The organism is Paenibacillus sp. GCM10027630 (genome assembly GCF_042676305.1).
Lineage (GTDB): Bacteria > Bacillota > Bacilli > Paenibacillales > NBRC-103111 > Paenibacillus_S.
Window position 1 is genome coordinate 33,297 of record NZ_JBHTGY010000003.1, and the last position, 23,009, is coordinate 56,305.

14 protein-coding genes are annotated in these 23,009 nt (G+C 44.5%); 5 read left to right on the forward strand and 9 right to left on the reverse strand.

Annotated features, from left to right (window positions below; genetic code table 11):
• Nucleotides 1-78 precede the first annotated feature (78 nt).
• Nucleotides 79-3,207, reverse strand: coding sequence for an exosporium glycoprotein BclB-related protein (locus ACFQ0C_RS02630; RefSeq protein WP_379363706.1), 3,129 nt, complete (start codon nt 3,205-3,207; stop codon nt 79-81).
• 67 nt (nt 3,208-3,274) lie between these two features.
• Nucleotides 3,275-3,499 (reverse strand): hypothetical protein, encoded by a 225-nt coding sequence (locus ACFQ0C_RS02635; protein WP_379363708.1) that lies wholly within the window; start codon nt 3,497-3,499, stop codon nt 3,275-3,277.
• 569 nt (nt 3,500-4,068) lie between these two features.
• Between ACFQ0C_RS02635 and ACFQ0C_RS02640 the strand changes: the two genes are divergently transcribed.
• The gene (locus ACFQ0C_RS02640) at nt 4,069-4,530 is read left to right on the forward strand and encodes a DinB family protein (protein WP_379363710.1); all 462 of its coding nucleotides are present in this window, start codon (nt 4,069-4,071) and stop codon (nt 4,528-4,530) included.
• 97 nt (nt 4,531-4,627) lie between these two features.
• Here ACFQ0C_RS02640 and ACFQ0C_RS02645 read toward each other — a convergent pair whose 3' ends face one another.
• A complete protein-coding gene (locus ACFQ0C_RS02645) occupies nt 4,628-5,557 on the reverse strand; it encodes an aromatic acid exporter family protein (RefSeq protein ID WP_379363712.1) in 930 nt (309 codons plus the stop codon).
• A 194-nt stretch (nt 5,558-5,751) separates the two neighbouring features.
• Here ACFQ0C_RS02645 and chrB point away from each other — a divergent pair, with 194 nt between their 5' ends.
• The 4 genes from chrB to ACFQ0C_RS02665 all read left to right on the forward strand — a co-directional run bounded on the left by chrB (nt 5,752) and on the right by ACFQ0C_RS02665 (nt 8,734).
• Nucleotides 5,752-6,324 (forward strand): chromate efflux transporter ChrB, encoded by a 573-nt coding sequence (gene chrB / locus ACFQ0C_RS02650; RefSeq protein ID WP_258214497.1) that lies wholly within the window; start codon nt 5,752-5,754, stop codon nt 6,322-6,324.
• On the forward strand, nt 6,324-6,863 hold the full coding sequence (gene chrA / locus ACFQ0C_RS02655) for a chromate efflux transporter ChrA (RefSeq protein WP_379363975.1): 540 nt from the start codon (nt 6,324-6,326) through the stop codon (nt 6,861-6,863). Before chrB ends, chrA begins: the two co-directional genes overlap by 1 nt.
• A 13-nt stretch (nt 6,864-6,876) precedes the next feature.
• Nucleotides 6,877-7,476, forward strand: a complete 600-nt coding sequence (locus tag ACFQ0C_RS02660) for a P-loop nucleotide/nucleoside kinase family protein (protein ID WP_379363714.1) — start codon at nt 6,877-6,879, stop codon at nt 7,474-7,476.
• Nucleotides 7,477-7,735: 259 nt separating this feature from the next.
• Nucleotides 7,736-8,734 (forward strand): peptidylprolyl isomerase, encoded by a 999-nt coding sequence (locus tag ACFQ0C_RS02665; RefSeq protein WP_379363716.1) that lies wholly within the window; start codon nt 7,736-7,738, stop codon nt 8,732-8,734.
• Between the two features lie 93 nt (nt 8,735-8,827).
• Here the strand turns inward: ACFQ0C_RS02665 and ACFQ0C_RS02670 are convergent, their stop codons facing one another.
• The 6 genes from ACFQ0C_RS02670 to ACFQ0C_RS02695 all read right to left on the reverse strand — a co-directional run bounded on the left by ACFQ0C_RS02670 (nt 8,828) and on the right by ACFQ0C_RS02695 (nt 22,964).
• Nucleotides 8,828-16,063 (reverse strand): Ig-like domain-containing protein, encoded by a 7,236-nt coding sequence (locus tag ACFQ0C_RS02670; RefSeq protein ID WP_379363718.1) that lies wholly within the window; start codon nt 16,061-16,063, stop codon nt 8,828-8,830.
• A gap of 138 nt (nt 16,064-16,201) precedes the next feature.
• On the reverse strand, nt 16,202-17,767 hold the full coding sequence (locus ACFQ0C_RS02675; RefSeq protein WP_379363720.1) for a response regulator transcription factor: 1,566 nt from the start codon (nt 17,765-17,767) through the stop codon (nt 16,202-16,204).
• A gap of 52 nt (nt 17,768-17,819) precedes the next feature.
• Nucleotides 17,820-19,526, reverse strand: coding sequence for a sensor histidine kinase (locus ACFQ0C_RS02680; RefSeq protein WP_379363722.1), 1,707 nt, complete (start codon nt 19,524-19,526; stop codon nt 17,820-17,822).
• Between the two features lie 183 nt (nt 19,527-19,709).
• On the reverse strand, nt 19,710-21,065 hold the full coding sequence (locus tag ACFQ0C_RS02685) for an ABC transporter substrate-binding protein (protein ID WP_379363724.1): 1,356 nt from the start codon (nt 21,063-21,065) through the stop codon (nt 19,710-19,712).
• A 110-nt stretch (nt 21,066-21,175) separates the two neighbouring features.
• Complete coding sequence (locus ACFQ0C_RS02690; RefSeq protein WP_379363726.1) at nt 21,176-22,012, reverse strand: carbohydrate ABC transporter permease; 837 nt, start codon at nt 22,010-22,012, stop codon at nt 21,176-21,178.
• Between the two features lie 22 nt (nt 22,013-22,034).
• Nucleotides 22,035-22,964: a carbohydrate ABC transporter permease gene (locus ACFQ0C_RS02695; protein WP_379363728.1), complete on the reverse strand. Its 930-nt coding sequence runs from the start codon at nt 22,962-22,964 to the stop codon at nt 22,035-22,037.
• Nucleotides 22,965-23,009 lie beyond the last annotated feature (45 nt).

The following is a 23,009-nucleotide window of genomic DNA, read 5'->3' on the forward strand; positions in this document are numbered from 1 at the left end:
GCCATAGACCTGAGGGAGAGCCCCATTATTTGTTATAACAATGTGAACGCTGGAATTTACAGAGATAACCATTTACGTTTAACTTATTGCTATACCCGCACTTGCATAGCCTTCTACCGTATTAATTAGTGTTACTCCTGATGCTGTAGCGGAAAATACCAATAAGTGCCGATCTTGAGGATTCACAGGTATATTCAATCCAGTTGTTATTCCGTTGCTGATTGCCCCAATTGCAATTGCACCAGTAAGTGCAGGAGCTAATGTAACAACAGCCCCTGGGATTGGACTAAAAATGTTGTCAGGCGTTGTCGAATGATATAATTGTGCAGTAATCGTTACTGATGAAGCAACAAGAGTCAAAGCTACAGTAACACTGAAATATGCAGCAATCGAAGTAATTGTCCCACTGCGTGGCACGGAATATGAGAAGTCGAGAAGTGTGCCAGCGGCTCCTGTCAGATCAATTGTTCCCCCTCCAAGAATGGATACACCGGTAACTGAGTTTCCAAACCCGACGAGACTCGTAGTACCAACTAATCCCCCCGCTATAGTGGTGAGTGTCGTAGGATTCCCTGACGCGAATGGGATTATTGCACCAGATCCTGCTACGCCTTGTGCTCCAGTTGTGCCTTGCGGACCTTGACTACCTTGTGCTCCTGTAGCCCCTTGCGACCCGGTTGCTCCTTGGGCTCCTGTATCTCCTTGTGGGCCTGCTGCACCTTGCGCTCCCGTTGCTCCTTGCGCTCCGGTTGCCCCTTGGGCTCCTGTATCTCCTTGTGGACCTGTTGCCCCTTGAGCTCCTGTTGCTCCTTGCGCTCCAGTTGCTCCTTGTGGACCTACTGCTCCTTGGGCACCAGTATCACCTTGTGGACCTTGAGTTCCTTGTGCACCTGTTGCTCCTTGCGCTCCTGTTGCTCCTTGCGCTCCAGTTGCTCCTTGTGGACCTACTGCTCCTTGGGCACCAGTATCACCTTGTGGACCTTGAGTTCCTTGTGCACCTGTTGCTCCTTGCGCTCCTGTTGCTCCTTGCGCTCCTGTTGCTCCTTGCGCTCCAGTTGCTCCTTGTGGACCTACTGCTCCTTGGGCACCAGTATCACCTTGTGGACCTTGAGTTCCTTGTGCACCTGTTGCTCCTTGCGCTCCTGTTGCTCCTTGCGCTCCTGTTGCTCCTTGCGCTCCTGTTGCTCCTTGCGCTCCTGTTGCTCCTTGCGCTCCTGTTGCTCCTTGCGCTCCTGTTGCTCCTTGCGCTCCTGTTGCTCCTTGCGCTCCTGTTGCTCCTTGCGCTCCTGTTGCTCCTTGCGCTCCTGTTGCTCCTTGCGCTCCTGTTGCTCCTTGCGCTCCTGTTGCTCCTTGCGCTCCTGTTGCTCCTTGCGCTCCTGTTGCTCCTTGCGCTCCTGTTGCTCCTTGCGCTCCTGTTGCTCCTTGCGCTCCTGTTGCTCCTTGCGCTCCTGTTGCTCCTTGCGCTCCAGTTGCTCCTTGTGGACCTGCTGCTCCTTGGGCACCAGTATCACCTTGTGGACCTTGAGTTCCTTGAGGACCTGATGCTCCTTGCGCTCCTGTATCACCTTGCGGGCCTGTTGCTCCTTGGGCTCCTGTTGCTCCTTGCGGACCTTGAGTTCCCTGTGGACCAGTAGCTCCTTGCGCTCCTGCCCCCTGGGCTCCGGTTGCTCCTTGTGGACCTTGAGTTCCCTGAGGACCTGATGCTCCTTGTGTTCCTGTATCACCTTGCGGGCCTGTTGCTCCTTGGGCTCCTGTTGCTCCTTGCGGACCTTGAGTTCCCTGTGGACCTGTTGCTCCTTGCGCTCCTGCCCCTTGGGCTCCGGTTGCTCCTTGTGGACCTTGAGTTCCCTGTGGACCTGATGCTCCTTGTGTTCCTGTATCACCTTGCGGGCCTGTTGCTCCTTGGGCTCCTGTTGCTCCTTGCGGACCTTGAGTTCCCTGTGGACCAGTAGCTCCTTGCGCTCCTGCCCCCTGGGCTCCGGTTGCTCCTTGTGGACCTTGAGTTCCCTGTGGACCTGATGCTCCTTGTGTTCCTGTATCACCTTGCGGGCCTGTTGCTCCTTGGGCTCCTGTTGCTCCTTGCGGACCTTGAGTTCCCTGTGGACCAGTAGCTCCTTGCGCTCCTGCTCCTTGTGCTCCGGTTGCCCCTTGTGGACCTTGAGTTCCTTGAGGACCTGATGCTCCTTGGGCTCCTGTATCACCTTGTGGGCCTGTTGCTCCTTGGGCTCCGGTTGCTCCTTGCGGACCTTGAGTTCCCTGTGGACCAGCAGCTCCTTGCGCTCCTGCCCCCTGGGCTCCGGTTGCTCCTTGTGGACCTTGAGTTCCCTGTGGACCTGATGCTCCTTGTGTTCCTGTATCACCTTGCGGGCCTGTTGCTCCTTGGGCTCCTGTTGCTCCTTGCGGACCTTGAGTTCCCTGTGGACCAGCAACTCCTTGCGCTCCTGTTACTCCTTGAGGGCCTTGAGTTCCTTGTGCACCTGCTGCTCCTTGTGCTCCATTAGCTCCTTGAGGACCTTGAGTTCCTTGTGTTCCTGTAACTCCTTGCGGACCTGCCGCTCCTTGTGCTCCTGTAGCTCCTTGCGGGCCTTGAGTTCCTTGTGCACCTGTAACTCCCGTAGACCCTTGCGGGCCTTGAGCTCCTTGTGTTCCTGTAACTCCTTGCGGACCTTGTGGTCCTTGGGTTCCTTGTGGACCACCTTGCGGACCTATTGGTCCTTGAGTTCCTTGTGCTCCATTCGCTCCTTGCGGGCCTTGAGTTCCTTGTGCTCCTGTAGCTCCTTGGACTCCATTCGCTCCTTGTGGGCCTTGAGTTCCTTGTGGGCCTTGAGTTCCTTGTGCTCCTGTAGCTCCTTGGACTCCATTCGCTCCTTGTGGGCCTTGAGTTCCTTGTACCCCTGTGGTTCCTTGCGGACCTTGGGTTCCTTGCGGACCTTGGGTTCCTTGTGGGCCTTGTGCGCCCTGGTATGCGCCATCCGTTTTAATTTCGATCTCTGTTCCGTTATACATTTCTATTTCAACTTTTCTAACTTGACTCCAATCTATCGCAGAAAAGAAGCTTGCAAGTGCTGCCTCTCTCTCAACCTCGCCCCAACTTTTTTTGAATTTCAATTCAAATTCTTCATCATTAAAATATTTCACTTCAATTTCTTTGATTTCCTCAATATCTAATGAATCCATGACTGCTATAACCTTCTGATATATACTCAAGAAACTTGCCACCTCCTATAAATAATTGAAAAACTTAATTCTCGTCATCTTCATCCACTCCAGCTTTCTAACAATCACCATGCGGCAGCTTAATTTTGACTTCTACACCATCTGCATACTTGAACTCTATCTCGGCTATGTGATCAAAGCCTAATTTCTTCAACCACTTAATAAGCGCTTTTTCATCATGATCGCCTTTATACGTGATTTCGTCTCCGTTTCTGAGTTTAACTTCAATTTTAACAGGATCCATGTCTAACAGAGCTTCTAATAGTTCTTTTATAGTCTCCAAAATATTTCACCCCTCCCATGTTAAAATTGAAACTTCCTGGTTTCACTACGTATTATATGAATATTTGAGAGGCATGCTTGGGCGAATGAGAGAAGACAAATGCTCATAATAGTAAAAAAATGGAATTAAATTCAGTATATTTACACGGATAAGGCGAAATGTATATGCAAATTGTCTGGCATAGCAAGTTTTGTCGCGTTATATAGCTCGATGTTAAACTTAATAGAGTTGAGCCATTCCTAATATATTAATTTATCTCTTTAGTCCTAGTTTTCATATTTACTGCAACTCTACCAAGGTAACTTATACTTCCTTATAAAAGGGGAATCTCCTATTATGCCCCCTCATGTATTTGGGTCTGCAAATTCCCCCAAAGCACCTCCCTATCTAGGAATGAAGTTGAAAGAAACAGCCTCACCTTGCAGTATATGAATACAATAATTGGATGCTTGGACGAATGAGAGAGAGCAGCAGCCCGAAAATAGCAAAAGCGAAAAGCAATATTTGGTTGAAGCCACAGCATAATCGGTATACAATATACTAAAAAGCTAAGATAGGGGTATTTAACTATGACGAAAGAAACTCTATTTTTACAATTGGATCTTGTAAGAGAACGTACGCTTCAGCAGCTAGATTTGACCTCAGAAGAAACTGCCGACGTAATGCCTCCGGGATATAGAAACACACTGCGTTGGAATCTGGGACATATTTTAACGGTTCAGGAAAATTTGGTATTTAAACTTTGCGGTGAGCCGTTTAGCTTACCGGATGAATACCCCGGCCTCTTTAACAATGGAACGAAGCCTGCAGATTGGCAGACAGAACCCCCTACTCTTGAATTAATCAAGCAGCAGCTTGCAGAACAAACGGAGAGAATTAAGGACAAACTCTCGTTGCGTCTGGATGAAATGCTTCCTCAACCTTTTAAAGGTATTGATACCGTAGGAGGAATGATAGGATTCAGTCTTTACCATGAAGGTGTTCATACAGGTTATATGATGAGTCTGCGCAAATCGATACAGCCCTCTTAATTTCGTAATCACGCGGCAGAGCTGTTAGTTACAAAAATACGAGCAAACGCCAGCATTCGTAAGCCTACGAATGCTGGCGTTTTAATTGGGCGACTTTTCATTTAATAAGATTTATGAATATCTCCAGTTCATTAGCTACTGCAAACAAGCTGGCCCTGTTCTCAAATTCGTTTCTGTTCTCGGGCATAGGCAGCTGTTTGTGATATTCTCTAATACTTTGCAGGCTTTCATGAAAATACTGTATTTGGTTTGCAGTTCGCAAATGTGCGCTTAATTCCAATACAAAATCTCCAATCCGAACCCCCTGCTCCAACTGAACCGTAATACGGGATACATAGGGCAGCATCCGCTCCAACACCTCGTACTGCTGACGCTTCTTCTCAAAGTAATCGTAATAGGAACCGTCCTTCTGATGCAGGCTGTTTTCCCAATCCAATAATGCCAACGATTTCGCATGGTTCAAGGCTGCAGCGAGCAGTAACAGCTCCTTTCCATCCCATAATGTGTATCCATCCTTCAAATAAGCGGCAATCTCATTCAAAATGGCACCGATTAGTCCGTCTACTTTTTCCTTGCTCTCATTTAACTTTTTATCAATACTAGGCATGTAGGCATTAATAAGTAGTGCTACTCCTAAGCCAATTAAAACAATCAGAAACTCATTTAGAAAAAAAGAAATATTTACCTGCTTATTCATATATACATGCATCACGATAACGGAGCTGCTCGCAATCCCCTCTTGAATTCGCAATCGCACACATAGGGGGATAAATAGAAGAAGGAGAATTAAAAAGGTATAAGGCCAATAGCCAATTAGAGAAAATACCAGGCTCGAGAAAAACATTCCCAGCATACAAGCGCAAAAGCGGCTAATTGCCGCTTGAAGTGATTGCTTGCGTGATTTCTGGATACATAGCAGAGTAAGAATGCCCGCCGATGTAAAATATTCCAGCTGTATAAATTGTGCGAATAAAATGGCAATACTGACTCCAATAGCTGTTTTAATAGTTCGAAAGCCGATCTTCATGGATGCCACCCTCTGACGTTGGAATACTTATGTTGTGGCTTCATTTTACATCACCCCTCACTTAGATGTAAACATAGTTCACATATATATAACAATTACTCTTAATTCATCCGTTTAACAGGTACAATTCTGTTCAAATTGAATGACAAGTTTTAAATTCAAGGATACAATGTTCTATAGAATGGAGGAGTAGAATGAGTTACAAGGATATTACAATGGGCATGATAAGAACTGGTATACTTGGATTTGGCGGAGGTCCCTCTGTGATTCCCTTAATCCGTTATGAAGCAGTGACTCGGTACAAATGGATTGAAGACGATGAGTTCGGAGAAATATTGGCCATTGCCAATGCCCTCCCTGGACCAATCGCAACCAAAATGGCTGCATACCTTGGGTACAAGCAGCACGGCTGGCTTGGTGCAATCTGGTCCGTTTGCGCTCACATTTTACCAACCAGCCTAGCTATTGTAGCTTTGCTTGGCGTTCTTTACACTTTTAGCAGCTCCAAATATGTAGCGGGTATGATCTATGCAGTCAGACCGGTTATTGTTGTTATGCTTGGAATGATGGCTTATGAATTTATGTCCAAAGCCTGGAAGGGACTTGGCAAAGGCTTTGCAATAGCATTCGCTCTAATTGCCGTACTGTTGCTTTCAGTGCTTGATATCCATCCTGGACTCGTGATAGCCGTATTTTTAGCTTACGGAGCCTTCCATTTAAAGTGGTTTCAGCGTAAGGCTGCACCGGACAAGGGGGGCTCGCGATGATGGAATGGCTAACCCTGTTTTGGGGATTTTTTGTAGCTAATGTGCTGGGATATGGAGGCGGCCCTGCATCAATCCCGTTAATGCAGGAAGAAATTGTAAATCATTACGGTTGGATCTCCAATGAACAATTTGCTGATTTATTAGCGGTAGCTAATGCGCTTCCCGGGCCGATTGCGACGAAGCTTGCAGCTTTTGTAGGCTACCAGCAGCTCGGATGGGTCGGCTTTCTTATCGCAACTATTGCTACGGTTGTTCCTTCAGCAGTAGCATTAATTGTTCTGCTTAACATTCTGAACCGGTATCGGCAATCTCTTATAGTTAAAGGCATGACGCTGTTAGTACAGCCTGTCATAGCGGTGATGATGGTCATTTTAACTTGGCAGATGTCTGAGGTTTCCATTCAGGGCATCGGCTTCTGGCATTCACTTGCTATAGCGGCGCTGGCCTTCTGGGCTATGACCAAAGGAAAAATCCACCCTGCCCTCATTATTGTTGTCGCTTTTCTTTATGGTGGATTGGTTATATCGCATATCATTTAATGGGAGGTCAAGCATGAGAAAGCTGATTTTTTTCGTGGGTCCCGCGGGAGCCGGGAAGACAACCATCGCAAAAGCATTGGCTCGCAAGCGTCACATAGCTTATTTGGATATGGACACGTTATTACGACCCTCTGCAGAGGTTATTATGAGAGTTTCGGGGAATGATCCGAACGATCGGGATTCACTTGTTTACAAAACGCATTGCCGGGATTTGGGCTATCGTGTCACTATGGACGCTGCGTTAGAAAACGTGGAGCTTGAAACAGATGTTATAGTCGTTGGACCCTTCACCAAAGAGATCGGAAACCCTTTGTGGCTTGAGCAAGAGCTCGAGCGGATCGGTGCTACAAGGCATGATGTCGATGTTAAAGCAATATTCGTGTCACTACCCGACAAGGAGCTTTACCGCCAACGTATCGAGCAAAGAGGCTTAGAGATGGATAAATGGAAGCTGGCGAACTGGAGCGAGTTCAGTCATAGCCTCATGCAGCGGCAAATTAAATGGCCCCTTCCCGCTTCTTCGATACATTATTTGGATAATTCCGGACCGCTTACCGAGGACAAAATTTCACTTGTCGAACAGTTTGTTTATGGAGACGGCCATGATGTTTAAAGTTAACCCAAAAAGCGTTTATACCTGCGGTCTTTACCGTCAGATATAAGCGCTTTTCATTTTTACTGTTGTTTTAGCAATGGGATAAGGCATATGAAATAATTAACATAAATTGGAATTATAAAAACGGTAATAATAACACACACAATAGTAAAATTTTGAACCTTGAATAAAGCTTGAAACCTTATATAGTGAAATCAGCATGTTTAAAATGCTCGTTTCACGCCATATTGATTTCTTATCCCCAGGAGGTAATAATTTGAGCCGCAAAAATATTTTACTGGTAAGCACAGCTGCAATAATCTTGCTGGTCATTCTCTGCACGGCCAAGCTATACGCTAACAACGTAAATAATAATGATTTCGTCTTTACTATTGATGGAATACCTGTTGCAAATGAAGAATTTAACATTTTTTACCAGAATAATAAAGCGATGACGGCAAACTATTTTAAAACAAAATATAATATCGATTACAATGCAGCTTTCTGGACAAGCACCTACAATGGCGAAAATCCCTCCGATTACGCTAAGCAGAAGGCCATAGACGACTTGAAAAAGTATAAAATCGAACAGCTTATCATGAAAGAACACCAAATAATCAAAGATCTTAGTTTCGATCATTTCACAGAAAATTTAGAAGCTGAAAATAAAGAAAGACGCCTTAAATTGGAAAATAAAGAGCCCATATATGGACTAACGCAATTTACTAAGCTGCAATACTACTCTTATTTGCATTCCAATCGTTACGCCAATTTGATTAATTCCTTAATGGATAGTCCTGCCTATAGTTTGAACGATTCTGTGTATCGGGAATATTACGAAAAGCAAAAGCAATTCTATAGTAAAGGTTTTAAGCTTGAAGGCCAATTGATCACAACAGCTAATGCCGCCTACCAAACAATCTTTAATTCGGTTAAAGATGGGAAACAGGATTCTAGTAACAGTGCTGTGATAGAGAGCATGGCATTGGACTTGCAAGAAATATCCAAAGAAGATCTAATTAAAAGAAGCCTCTACGAATTAGCAATTAAGCTGAATGAAAACGAGTTTAGTGAAATTTTCCCCTATAACAACATGAATGCCATCTTTAAACTCACAAAAAAACAATCACTAGGCTATAAGAGTTTTGAGGATGTGAAATCAGACGTAAAAAAGCTTTACATTAATGATAAAATCCAACAACAACTTGCAGACCGTCTTAAGACGGCAAAAGTGATAATTAATCAAACGGCCTATGATAAGCTTATGTTCAAATAGCCTGAACCATTTTCCATTTCGTCCTATCATCACACCTAATTCACATAAAAACTCCTCCCTGGCAGCATGATTGCCAGAGAGGAGTTTTTTAGTTTAAATCAAGTTTATTGCTCTTAAAAGTCTTAGCATAATAGCTGCTGCCTGGGCACGTGTTGCCGTTTCACTCGGCGCAATCGCCGTTTCACCTGTCATTACATCCACGGTTCCATTAATCAGTCCATGTTCTATGCACCAAGCAAGGTCACTTCTATCATTTGCCCGTACTTTGTCTGCATCTACGAACTTATTTAATTCTGTCAGATCGGCATCTGCAAGACTGCCATCCTTCAAATATTGGGCCGCGGCAACCGTTGCTCTTGCCATTTCAGCTCTTGTAATCGGTGCATTCGGCTTCAGGCTATTTCCTTCAATCCATTTAAGAAGCCCCGCCTTACGGGCAATTGCCATATTAGAAAAGTACCAATCACCTCTCTGGACATCTTCATACGAATTTTGAACATCCGTAGTTATAGGCAATCCCAACGCATGAATCAGCATAGTCATGTACTCGGCTCTAGTAATTTGTGCATCCGGATTAAATTTTCCTTGACCCACTCCGCTTACTAGTAATCGCGAGCTTGCTTCTTCTATTGATACTTTAGCCCAATGCTCCGATGTTACATCCTTATAGGCTGCGTGATACTCTACCACCCCATATTTACTGTGGCTTGCCGTTTTGATTTGCATATAGGACTTTCCATCTATTTCTACGTACTTGGCCGTTCGTATACCTGCCGTCTTCTCCCCGTTTTCTCCATCGCTTATCGATATCGCTGCTGCTGCTTTATCTTTGAAGGTTGGGCTTACCTCAATAAGTAAAGTTCTTTGGCTATCGAAAGCTTTGACATTCATAATCTGACCATTAGGCGCTTCGAGTCTTAGATGAACATTATACATACCGGACACGAGATTGAAGCTATCCAAGCCTGAATCCATACCAAGTGCATGTTCAACGACCTTTTCATCCTCAGGGGTTAACTTGGCAGCTTCTACCTGAACATTAACCTTTAATTGCTCCTTAGTTGTTTGGTTATTTTGAAGAAAATTATCGATACCTACAACCTTACTTGTTACATTGGCAGCTAACTCATAAATAAATCCTTTTAAACGGATTAAAATTTTCGCCCCATCGCTTACTTGCTGCGACTCTTTAAGTTCACTGATGTTAAACGTCAATGACACCCGTTCTTTATCCTCAGCATGTATCGTGATCGTTGCTGCCGCAGGATCGATATCATACCTGGCTACCGAGCCATCATCTGCAAGCACATTCAGAACTCCCCCGCCTTCTGCAATTCCAGATGGAGCATTTGAATGATGAGAGCTTGAATTATTGAGATAAAGAATTTTAGTACTGTCGAAAGCCGTTATAGCAGCCGTTAGTTCTACTTCCGCCTTATCCACTTCCTGCTGCGCTGCTTCCGTATGGCTTACTGTTGTTTTAGCATTTGTTACTGCCTGCTTCAAATTATCCACTGCGCTTTGCGGATATTGGCCTGCTTGGGATCCGACTACAGCTGCGCCTAATTTGCCTTCAGCCTCGACAATCCTGGCTTTCAATGCTTCTTTATTTACTTTTGATTCATTAGGCTGATCCGTTACTTTCTCGCTGTCAAACTCGGCTACCGCTGCTGCCAATTCGATTACAGCTTGATCCACTTCTTGCTGTGCTGCGTTTATATTGCTTACTACTGCTTTCGCAATCGTTACTGCCTGATTCAGATTGTCTACCGCATTTTGCGGGTATTGGCCTGCTTGCGATCCGACTACAGCCGCGCCTAATTTGCCCTCAGCTTCGGCAATTCTAGCTTTCAATGCGTCTTTGTTTGCTTCTCCAACCTCTATCGGTTTTCTTATTATGTTTATCCTTTTGCTTCCAACCGCTCCCCATGCATCTTGAGCTGTTGCAACGACCGTCACTTCACCTTCCCTATCTCCTGAGGAAAGCACTCCTTCAGTTGTTATGGAGGCATTGGTGCCGTTCTTATTGATAACGGACCAAGTTACTGCTTTATTAACTGCATTATCAGGCGTTATAACCGCTGAGAAGGCTAACCTGCTTCCTACTTCCAGAGAGTTTTCACCATTTGGAGATTTCACTTCTATCGCCCCAACAAAAGCCGGTTGATTCGTAACCGTAATATCAAGAGGACCGTCAAAGTTTCCGTCTTCTGAAATGGCGTGAACTCTTGCCGTTCCATTCGCGACAGCGGTCACAAGGCCTGTATTGGAAATCTTGGCTACTTTGGTAGAGCTACCGTCAGTATTAAGAATTTTCCATGTAAGCTTCTTGTTTGTGGCATTAGCCGGAGAGACCGTAGCAATAAGCTGTAAGGTGCCGCCTGCCACGTCGATACTGTTCTTATCATTGGTTCCTCTAGTACTCACTTCTGTTACAGGAACATATTGATTGGATATCGTGACATACATTTCTGCCTTAAGCGAAGGATTGGCCGCCGATTGTGCGATGACCTTGATCCTTCCATCTTTGACTGCAGTCAAGAGACCCGTATTTGAAATCATCGCTCTTCCCGTTTCTTCTTCCAAGCTCCAGATCAAGCTGTAATCAATACCCGGTAAATGATTCGGGATCAAACCGCCTTTGATTTGAAGCGTACCTTTATCGGTTGTAATGGATGCGGCACCGTCATCTCCCCATATTCTAATCCCGTCAATTTGAGTTGGATTTACTTTGACAGTTAGAGGAATCGCCATCACATTTGTTCTCGGCACGACAACCCGAATATCATCATAATAGAAGTTGCCTGCAGAGCTGTTCCATAAATTCATTAGAGAAACGGCTCTGAAACTGGAAGAATTAAAAGTACCTGCAGGCTGATCATCAATAAACATGTTAACCGTCGGGCCTGTATAATCCCACTTTAATTCATGCCAGCCAACGCTGCGTGGAACATTGGACACGGACCAGTTTGTAGTTTGGAACCTCGTAGCAAAATTAGAAGCAGAACCAAGTGAACCATCGTAGAATAAGCCCAGCCCCATAATTTTGCTATTATCTTTAAGAGCTCCAACACTTCCGACCGCCCGGTTCGCCTTGGTCGTTCCATCGTCATAAATCCACATCGAAGCTATGGCCTTCATGTCGGTAGAGAACGCCTTACTCATAACACTTTTGACTGCATTAATACGTTTTAAGCTGTATGCACCGGAATGGGCTTGCTCTGTAGAAGATTGCACGGAAACCGCATAGTCTGTTCCGCTATCCATAACAAAGTCACCCAGTGTACCGTTCTCAAATCCTTCCGAATACACTACATCTTCGTACGAAACATTTGCCGATACATGGACTTCCGTAGTGCTGCCTAAATCCCCTGTAACGGTCAACACACCATCTGAATCGATGGACACATTCGGATTGTCCGAGCTGTAGGTGACACCGTTCAATTTCGGCTCGTTTAGCTCGGTTACTGTCTTCTTAAGCTCTCTCGTGCTCCCATCGCTCATCACGTTAGCAACTTTCAAATTAATCTTGCTATTCGTTGCATCCAAGTAAGGATAGTTCGCTTCGACTTTCATGTCACTAGTTGTCGTAATTGGTGATTTAACCATAATTTTGGCAATTGCGGTAAGCCGAGGATCTGCTGTACTCTTTACCGTAATATTCGCTGTTCCTAAAGCTACAGCTTTAACAGCCCCATTGGAATCAACTGTCGCCACAGATGGCTTATCGCTTTCCCAGGCCAGTGATTTATTCCATGCTGCAGCAGGCTCAATTATCGTACTAAGAAGTGCTGCTTCCCCTACAAGCAATGACACATTGGCCTGGTTAAGCGCAACTGACGTCGGTAATACTTCCGTAAATATTTCCGTAGGAGCATCATGATTGTATTGGTGAATCCCGATATCACTTGTGCTGCCAATTGAATTACCGAACATATCCTTGGTGACTTCTGTAAAAGTAGCCGGTACGTCGACCTTCCAGCCGGCACCAATCGCAGGTGAGGTTCCTAAAATTTTATAAGCGTCCAGCTTCGTTACATCAAATTTATTTTTAGCTGTGATCACATTTTTAGGGATTTCTCCGGGTCTTGCCAGCTGAGGATTCACATACAAGTTATTGGCAACCTCTACACTTCCTGCAATCCCGCCAGTCGTCAGGATGTTCGGATAGAAAATATTATTCTTAATATACCCTTGTGTCAGATCCACATTAGCAAACCTTTTCACTTTCCCCAGCGTCATCATGATGTTGTTGGCAAACTTGATATAAGGTGTGCTGTTATTAAATACGGTTGTAGTTATATCTTTCCCTGTAAAAATCGTATTGTTGTAAATCCAAGGTGCTTTAGTATAGGAGGACGGATGGTAGAAGAACAGCTCGGCCCCATTGCCGTCGTTCACACTCAGATTATAACGGAACACAGATTGCCCCGTACCCATGAATAAGATGATACCGCCTCTGTTTTCATGACTGTAGTTGTATTGGTAAACAATATTGTCACTATACAGGTCGACATCCCACGCCTCTCCATCATTGTATCCGTATATGCCGCCAAAGGTTTCATTATATTGGAATAGCGTATCCTTACTGCCATAAACCCAGTTTGCTGCATAGTTCAAGGAGCCGACATTCGTGTTGGCATAACGCAAAATCGTATTATATTCGACGATACCATTGTAGACATCTTTATCGCCATTGTCAGCAACGTTACTAATGACCATTCCATCGCCCTGCACATCTTGAATATAGTTGTTCTTAAAAACTATATTGTTCATAACCTGTGGTGCTCCACCGTTCGGGGAACCGCTTGGAGCCATTCCGCCATTTCGAATCCCTTCTATTGCGACATTGACCACTTTATTTCCTTCAACTAATACGTCGGAATAATTGCCCAATATTAGGATACCGCCTGTTAGTTTGAAAGCGGAGGGGTCTGAATTTACATCATGAACATAGCAGTCACGGATGACGATGTGCTTAAGCTGATTTTGCTCCCATTCGGTTACCGTAACTCCCTTTTCGTTCAGTGCGAGGATACCGGCTCTCATGTTTTTCGTAGCTGCATCGTAGTTGGTAACCTCCAGGTTGCTAATCTCCCAGAAGCTTTGGTTTCTAACATCAACCGTTGCAGCATAATGTTGACCGGCGATGGTGCCTAAAGGCATTGTCAAGTTGACTCCATCAGCCTCATCTGTTCCCATACCATTAAAGATAGGTCGTACTTCAGGATCGTTGCTTCCATATTTATCTACAAGAATAGGAAGTCCCTCTGCCCCGCTTCCATTCAATCTTAGCTGACCGTTCCAGATGTCACCTGCTTTGAACAAAATTTTATCGCCGGGACTGAACGTGGCTGCATTTACTTTATCCAAGCTTTTCCAAGCAGCTGCTTCACTTAAACCGTCATTCGCATCATTACCGGATGTAATGCTTATATAATAAGTATGATAAGTTTGTCCGGAAATAGTAATCACGCATTGTCCTGTAACGCCGCTTCCATCTTGTGCTGTTGCTTTTACCGTTACGGTTCCATTGGAAATAGCTCTTAACAGGCCTGTGCTGCTGATCGTTGCGCTTCCCGTACCATTTTCCACGGTCCAGACTACGTTTTTATTTGCTGCTTCAGCAGGAATACCAACGGCTTCCATTTGAAGAGTACCGGCTAATGCAGTTATTGCTGTAGCACCTCCTGTGCCTGCTACGCTTACAGCTGTAAGCTTTACAGCAAATGTGAGAGACAATGTATTGCTTTTTACATTACTCCCGTCCTTCGCTGTCGCCTGGATTTGAACGATACCGCTTTTTAGAGGTGTCACTACACCTGTATTCGATACAGCTGCGACATCCGCACCTTGTATAACAGACCATGTAACAGCCTGATCTCCCGCATCTGCCGGCAATGCCGTTGCGTTCAGCTGTACAGGATCCAAAGTTCCGAAGCTTGTCGCTCCCGATGGCGCTTGTATGGATAATTCAGTAACTTTGACGGATTGTCCTGAGATGGTTACCACAAGGCTATTGGATACAGCCGGTTTGACAGCTGAAGTGGCCGTCACCTTTACGGTACCGTTTCTAATTGCCGACAATACTCCATTGGAAGATATAGAAGCTTTGTTGGTCGGAGTGCCGTCTTGATTTTCCACTTTCCATGTAACTTTAGAAGATGCGCTCAAGGGTAATACAGCTGCTGTCATTTGAAGACTGCCTGCATCCGCTGTAATAGCGTTTGCTCCTCCTTGTCCAGATACCGTTAGACTATCAATATCGCCCGTACCTGCTGTAACGGGTATTGATAACACAGCTGATGTACTTGTCCCAAGCTTTGTTGCTTTTATGTCGTCATAATAAGTATTACTGTTATCGGGCTTCCAATTTCCGACTAAAGCTATGTATTGATACTGGGCTTCTGCGCTCGTAGCTGCTACTTGGATACCATCAATATACATGGTGGCACCTGTGCCTGAGGTAAGATCCCATTTGAACTCATGCCAGGCCGGCGTCACTCCGCGAGCTACCGAAGTTGGGGTAAACGACGAGGTCATAATTCTTGAGACGAATTGGGTGCCTGATCCTGTGCTTCCATCCCAATGCTCTCCAAGAAGCAAGCCATTGGAAATGTCCACCCCGTTGGTGGCGGCATTAAGCTTTGTACCAACAAAAATATTATTTCGGGAATTTCCCACAGGTGTACCGTTATAGACCCAGGCCGTAACCGTGCCTTTCATAGGTGCGCCCATATCGGCTCTCAAGGTGTTATTCGTGGTCCCGCTGTTATTCCGGTTTGCGCTGAACGAACCGCTATGTGCAGGGACTCCTGTTTTAGCGACAACTGAAGTCGTGGACGTATTGGTAGCACCTGGGTCATGTGTAAAGCTCCCTAGCGTACCTCCTTCAAAGCCTTCAAAATAAACAACGTCTAAATAATTGACACTGGCCCTAACATCTACAGGAACTTGTCCCGACGAGCCGTCATAGGTCAAAACGCCCGTCGCATCATCAATCGTCACCCCAGCAATTGTTGATGAATAATGAACGCTGTTAAGCTGTGGATCTGTTGAGCTGGACGCAGTATTTTTCTTGAGCTCTTTGTCAGGTCCGCTGCTCATCTTGGCCATTACTTTTAAATGAACTTGCTGATCGTACGCAGAAATTTCCGTCTTATCAGCAGCAACATAGGTACTTACTACCGTCGGAATAGTCGGAGTAACAACTGCTGCGTGAGCGAATTGCCTCTCATTTGGAAAATAAACCATATTCACAGCCATGAGTAAAGCAATTCCCAAGGACACCGCACGTTTAAGCTTTTTACCCAGTTTAATTATAATCAACCCCTTCGCAAATGTTATGAAACGCTTACATTTCTGCCTGATTCGTCCAGTCGCATTAATCATAATACCCGAAGCTGCATAGAAAGAATGTGCACGATGTTTACTATATCGTGCACAATTTTTACTCAATCCATATGTTTACCTATAATCCTTCGGACTGACACCGACATACTTTTTGAATACCTTGGAGAAATAGGTCCGCTCCATATAACCAAGCTTGAATGCAATCATTTCGGTACTCTCCATACTTTCTTTAAGCAGCTTGCAGGCAATGTTCATTTTGTAGCGATGTACATAATCCGTAAAATTCATGCCTGTCTCTAGCTTAAATGACCTGGAAAAGTAACTTGGATTCAAAAACAAGGTTTCTGCCATATCGACAAGGGTAATATTCTCGGATAAGTGCTCCGAGATGTACCGGTCAATTTGCTTTAGCTTCATATTTTTCTCTGAACTGGACGGACCGCTAATCATGATTTCTTGAATTCTCGATTTCATCAGTTCAACAGCCGCATCCCATCGTCCGCATTGCTGCAGACAGCGGTGAAACGAGTCTTCTCCCTTTAGATCACGCTCGAACTCCATCACTCTAATCCATTGTGAGCATTTTCCCAGCAACTCGACAGGGTCCAACTGCTGATGCTTAGCCTTCTCCTTGATCTCCTCCAAAGCGGTTGTGATCCCTCTATCCTCACTGTTCTTAAATGCCTGTACGAGACGCGCCCAAAGCTCTTCTAGCGTCACCGTGATCTCATGGTTCCATAGCTTCAGACCGGATGACGGCAGTACGCCAAAAGAAATGTCACTGTAAAAAGCTTCACGGTTACCCTGCTTTAAGCTGCGCAGCTCCTTCGCAATATTAGATATCCCTTTTATAGGCAGAGAGTAGTGCACATGAATATCAATCCGCAGAAAGCTATATATTTTCTCCCGAAGAGAGCCGAGAAAGCTCGAGAAGCACTCCACTATATTGCAGCTCAAATTCGGTTGATAATTAAGTATGCACAAGAAATAGGACTCCTGGTCCGTTAAGATCGTAATCGCCAAGTTATCATTTTGCATTTCCTCTGCAATATTCGAGATCGCATATAACAATATAGGCTCATCCTTATACCGGTATCGTTTAGGAAAGGAGGCATAATTTAAATTACCTACAGCTATCATAAAATGAGAATGCTTCCACTCAATTCCGAGCCGTTTACCTGAGGCAAGTAAATCATCATGTCTATCCTCTAGTGTTAATTGCTTCAAAAACTGTCGTTTTAACACATCCTTATTCATGAAAATTTCCTGCTTATAGGATATTTCCGCGAGCTGATTCTGAACAGACTTTAGATCTTGAACCGATTTCCGTAAGCTCTCTTCTAACTGCTCAGCCGTTATCTCGTCTTTAATAAGGTAATCATCGGCGGCAAGCTGAACCGCTTTTCTTGCATAATGAAATTCCTGGTGACATGTCAAAAACAGGATTCGAACTTCAGGCTTGATCTTTTGCAGCTCAGCAGCAAGCTCCAGCCCATCCATTAGTGGCATGCCAATATCCGTAATTACGATATCGGGATTGGTCTCCCGAAACAGCTGAAGCGCCCGCTTGCCTGAATGAGCTACTGCCGCGATTTCCACTTGCAAATTACCCCAATCAATAAGCTTTGACAAATATTTGATCATCGGCACATCGTCATCCACCAGCATTACTTTGTACATCGCCCGCTACTCCTTTGAATTGCCTTATTTGAAGTAATTGCATGGTTCCCGATCAGGATAATATCGGAATACGAACACAAACCGTTGTTCCTCCATCATCATTGGCAAGTAAATGCATGGCCGCATCAGTGCCAAACGTCAGCCGCATCCGCTGCAGCACGTTTAGAAGCCCAATTCGTTTATACGACGCTTGATCCTCTGTACTTCCGCCTTTCAGCAATAAGTTCAGTTCTTCCCGTTCGTTCAACGGAATGCCTCCCCCATTATCGGAAATCAGAATCTCCACTTGATTAGCAATTTGTTGTGCAACAATGTTGATACTTGGATTACTGTTGGTATTCTCCGCAAAACCATGAACGAATACATTCTCCACAATAGGCTGCAGCAGCAGTTTCGGGATTTCAAGCTCTGCGCATTCCGGTGCTACACGTATATCTAAATTCAACGAAAGATCACTTCTCATCTTCATGATTTCTACATAATCACCAAGCAGTTTGCACTCACTTCGCAGGGACAATGGCTCAGCCATCTTCATGTAAGCACGCAGCAGACTCATAAGCGATTCAATTAACCTGGTGTGAACTTGGTCGTCGGACAAGCTCAAGTTGCATTTAATAGAATTGAGCGTATTTAACAAAAAATGCGGTCGAATCTGTGCATACAATGCTTGAAGCTCCAATACTCTCTTCTGCTCCTGCTCCTGTTCAATGTCGATAATCAGCTTATCGATTTGCTCGACCATACCATTTAGCGTTTTTCCCAGTTCAGCAATCTCGTCCTTACCGTCCTCCGGAAAAGTGATGGTGCGGTTGCCTTTGCCAAATTGCTTGATACTGCGCTGCAGCCGCAAAATCGGATAATGCAGCCGCTTCGCTACCACTATCGAGATGATGGAAAATAACAGAAAAAAGGGGAGCATCAGCAAAAGTGACAGGTAGAAGGTTTTGGATAGCTCCCCTGTCAACTCCGATTCGGGCGTCTCATAGACGAGCTTCCATCCGGCTTTCTTGATCAATGCTTCATTGCGGATATTCCTGCTCGCCTCTGAAGTTCGCTCATATGGAATATTAACAGCTCCGGCAATTCGCTGCCCCCCCGCATCAAACAAAGCGAGATGCTCCGTTGACACCTGCTGAAACAATTTCTTGAAGTAAACCTCCGGCAAGCCGATAAAAAGTGTAGCCAGCAGCTTATTGTCAACCGGATCGCGGATCACGCGAGACAAATAGTAGGTCTTATCACTTCCGGATTGCACCATTCCGAGCCATTGAATCTGTTTGGGTTCACTCTCATCCACACGAGACTTGACACTTTCCCACTGTTTCATAACTTGCTCCGGTGTCGGATACATATCATACGCTTGTACGATAAAGCCCGCATCGTTGACCAAGTACATGAAGATCTCATTGTTCATCGTTTTCGCTGCGACAAGGCTGAAAAAATCTTTAATCAGCTTATACTGCTCCAAATGGCTGCCATTCTCAATACGTTCTACATTTGAAAATATACGAAGCGTATTCCGAACACTTACATCCTGAACAAAGAAATGGGACGCAAAGGTCAGATCATCCATCATTTTGGAAATATCTTTGGACATAACCGCCAATATGTTGTCATTACTGAGCATCAGCTTTTCCTTCACTTGACGATTCGTCGTTGAGTAGTTAAGAAAGGCAACCATGATCGTGGGCAGCAAAATAAGCACCAAAAACGAAATTTGGATGCGTCGGTAATAAGTAAATCGAAACAGATGCCTCATGTAACTGTCTCTTCTCCTTCGTCGTTTGCAAGTATTGGTGATATCTTCCTACCCATATTATTATAATGGCTCTCGAATCGCCATGACCAAGAAATGGAAGATATGGCCTTGCCGGATTAATGGACGGTTATGCGCAAAGAGGACGCTAAATCAGCGTCCTGTTAACGATTCGTTTTATTTGCGTTACTTTGTATTTTGCTTAATGAGTTTGTCACCTTCAGCCATCATCCATTTTTGGGCATCCTCGGAGGACATATTATCCAACAGCACCTTGGATAGACCGCCTTCTAGAACCGCTTTTAGTTGACTTGCATAAGACACAGCAATATCCGATGAAACTGAAGTTCTAACACGCTTGTCATATAACGTGCTCGTAAGGGACGGCATATCGATCAAATCCTTCATATTTCCGAATAGTCGTTCAACAATAAGCTTTGAATCACTCTTTTTCCAACCGGACAATTCAATTCTAGCCTCTTGTTCAGTGGACATATAGCGGATAAACTTGTACGCTTCTTCCTTATATTTCGAATTTGCTGCTACTGAAACATAATTCCCTCCGATATTTGTCAATCCCGGCTCTGCATCCTTGGAGGAACGTGGTAGAGGGGCCACAACGGTCTTGAATGTATGCGGATATTTAGCCGTATCGCCAATGTTTGGCAGCGCGAAGGTTGCTGTCATCAACATGGCCGCCTTGCCGGTCAGGAATTCATTGTTGTAATTAAGCTTCGCGCCGATAACATCCGCTAGCGGCTTAACCGACTTATCGTCCTTTTCCATCGTTTTACGGAGATTGAAGAAATATTTGAAGGAAGCATCATCAAATTGCGGTTTGAGATCAGCTGTCAAGAAAGGGTTTTTCTTATCCGTATAGGCAATTGGATTAGCATACTCACCCCAAGAATGGAAGTACGCTCCAAAACGCTTATTGTTGTCGTCACCTTTGCTCAGCTTTTTCGCATAGTCGCGGAAATCGTCCCACGTCCAATCAAATGACGGTACAGGCAGGTTAGCTTCTTTCAATGCATCTGCATTCAACAATACCAGCCAGTTGCTGGAATTATTCATCAGCGCATAGCTTTTTCCTTTAAACTTCGGATTTATGTAATATTCTTCATCCGCATTTACATTATCCTTCTTGTAGAAATCGTCTAGCGGAGCCAGAACGCCTTGAGCTGCTCGTGCAACAGTTTCTTCTATGCTAGGGAACATGACTACATCGACCTGTTCTCCGGACGACATCGTTACATCAAGCTTTTTCAAAGTCTCCACAGAATTGCCTGGTACGAGAGGAATAGATTCAACCTTAATAGTAGGATTTTTAGCTTGAAAATTCGCAATTATTTTTTGGGTCGCAGCCTCAGCTATGTCCGGATTCCAGTTATAAAACTTGAGCGTCACGTTTTGAGCGGGCTTGTCTGCTGATGCCTGAGATGACTTATCTCCACCAGCATTATCTGATTTTGAAGCGCATCCACCTAATACACTTACGGCAACCAGAGCACTGCTTAATAATACGGCACTTGTTTTTTTCATATTTTTTCCCCCTAGAAATGATTGTTTATAATTGCATGTTACAATAGCTGCCTTCCAAATGATGTGCAATATTTTGTGGCGTTTGTGCATTTTATCGACCTCGATCGCATCTAGCCCTTCACACCGCCCAGCGTAATTCCCTTAATAACCTGCTTCTGCAAAATAATGAAAACAACTAGCAATGGAACAATCGCCGCTAGTGATGCCATCATAAGAACCGCGTAATTGTCGGCGTAATCGTTTTTGAACATCTGAATGCCGAGCGGAATAGGAAATAATTTCTGCTGGATGAGGAAAATAAGCGGTCCTTGATAATCATTCCAAGACCAGATGAATTTGATAATGCCAACGGTAGCCAAAATCGGCTTGCACAGAGGTACCATGATGCCAGCATAAATTCGCCAATACCCTGCTCCGTCGATCTTCGCTGCTTCAATATACTCACCATGGATACCTGCCATAAATTGGCGCAGAAGGAATGTAAAATACATGGAAAACATGCCCATCAGGATCAAACCCTCATGAGTATTATAGAGATGAAGCCATTTCAATAACAGGTACCTTGGAACAAGTGTTGATTCAGATGGAATGATCATTAACGCTAACAACAGCCCGAACACATAGTCTCTTCCCTTGTACTGCAGCTTCGTAAATGCGAAGGCCGCCATGGATGAAAAAATTAATGTGAATACGGTCATAATAACAGCTAGCTTCAGCGAATTCCAATAAAACAGAGAGAACGAAACTTTACTGAACCACACTTGCTTGAAATTAGCGATAGCATTCCATCGCTCAGGGATCCATTGAATAGGGTAAGTTAGAACATCTGCCTCATATTTCATGGCTGCTGAAACCATCCACAGCAATGGAATTAAAAATAATATTGAAAAAATAGCGAGCACAATCGTTGTCAGCCATTTAGAAACATCGAATTTTGTAGTGAGCAACTATGTCACCTCCTGATTAAAATCACTTCTTGCTATTTTGCAATTTCCATGTCAATAAAGTCACGATCCCTACAATCAGGAATAATACCCATGATATAGCTGATGCATACCCCATTCGGAAATTACGGAAGCCTTCTTCATAAATCCGATACACAAGGACTGTAGATGAATCATTCGGACCGCCTCCCGTTAAAAAGGAGATCAAATCGAACACTTTGAACGACGACATAAGGGTCGTAATAAATAAAAACGATAATGTAGGCGCCAGAAGCGGCAGCGTAATACGGAAAAATTGCTGCAGGGAATTGGCTCCATCAATACTGGCCGCCTCGTAAAGCTCATCGGGAATGTTAGTCAAGCCGGCGATAAAAATAATCATTTGGTACCCAATTGCTGCCCAAATCGCAATAATAATGATGGCTACCAATGAATAGTGAGTATCTGCAAGCCACTTTGGAGGTTCCGAAATCCCGAGGCTAATCAGAAATCTGTTGACCGGTCCTGATGACGGATGATACAACGCGCTCCACACTGTCCCAAGGGCTATAATGGAGGAAATATAAGGAATAAAGAAGGCGACTTTAAAAAAGCTTTGACCGTATACACGGGAATGGACAAGCACGGACAACACCAATGCAAGAAATAACCCTACCGGCACAACAAAAATCGTATACGTGAAGTTGTTTTTCAAAGCCATGAAAAACTTCTCGTCCTCCAGCAGCATTTTAAAATTATCCAATCCTACGAAATTAATAGTCGATAGCCCACCTACCAAATTCCAATCGCAAAAGCTTAAATAAAGAGAAAATAAAATCGGGAACAACCCCAGCAGAAGTAGTCCGATCAATTCCGGGGCTGTAAAAAGCCATCCTGCCAATGCTTCTTTTCTAGCTGTGTTCCAATATTTTTTTCGTAATGCGGCAGGCCTGGACGCCGCTTCCACTTTGGCCATACTTTTAGTCACCTCAACGATAGATTTATTAGTATTACTATAACG

Bases quoted from the DNA above. Each gene is read 5' to 3' on its own strand.
- ACFQ0C_RS02640 (WP_379363710.1), top strand. From the start codon at position 4,069: ATGACGAAAGAAACTCTATTTTTACAATTGGATCTTGTAAGAGAACGT.
- ACFQ0C_RS02645 (WP_379363712.1), bottom strand. From the start codon at position 5,557: ATGAAGATCGGCTTTCGAACTATTAAAACAGCTATTGGAGTCAGTATT.
- chrB (WP_258214497.1), top strand. From the start codon at position 5,752: ATGAGTTACAAGGATATTACAATGGGCATGATAAGAACTGGTATACTT.
- chrA (WP_379363975.1), top strand. From the start codon at position 6,324: ATGGAATGGCTAACCCTGTTTTGGGGATTTTTTGTAGCTAATGTGCTG.
- ACFQ0C_RS02660 (WP_379363714.1), top strand. From the start codon at position 6,877: ATGAGAAAGCTGATTTTTTTCGTGGGTCCCGCGGGAGCCGGGAAGACA.
- ACFQ0C_RS02675 (WP_379363720.1), bottom strand. From the start codon at position 17,767: ATGTACAAAGTAATGCTGGTGGATGACGATGTGCCGATGATCAAATAT.
- ACFQ0C_RS02680 (WP_379363722.1), bottom strand. From the start codon at position 19,526: ATGAGGCATCTGTTTCGATTTACTTATTACCGACGCATCCAAATTTCG.
- ACFQ0C_RS02685 (WP_379363724.1), bottom strand. From the start codon at position 21,065: ATGAAAAAAACAAGTGCCGTATTATTAAGCAGTGCTCTGGTTGCCGTA.
- ACFQ0C_RS02695 (WP_379363728.1), bottom strand. From the start codon at position 22,964: ATGGCCAAAGTGGAAGCGGCGTCCAGGCCTGCCGCATTACGAAAAAAA.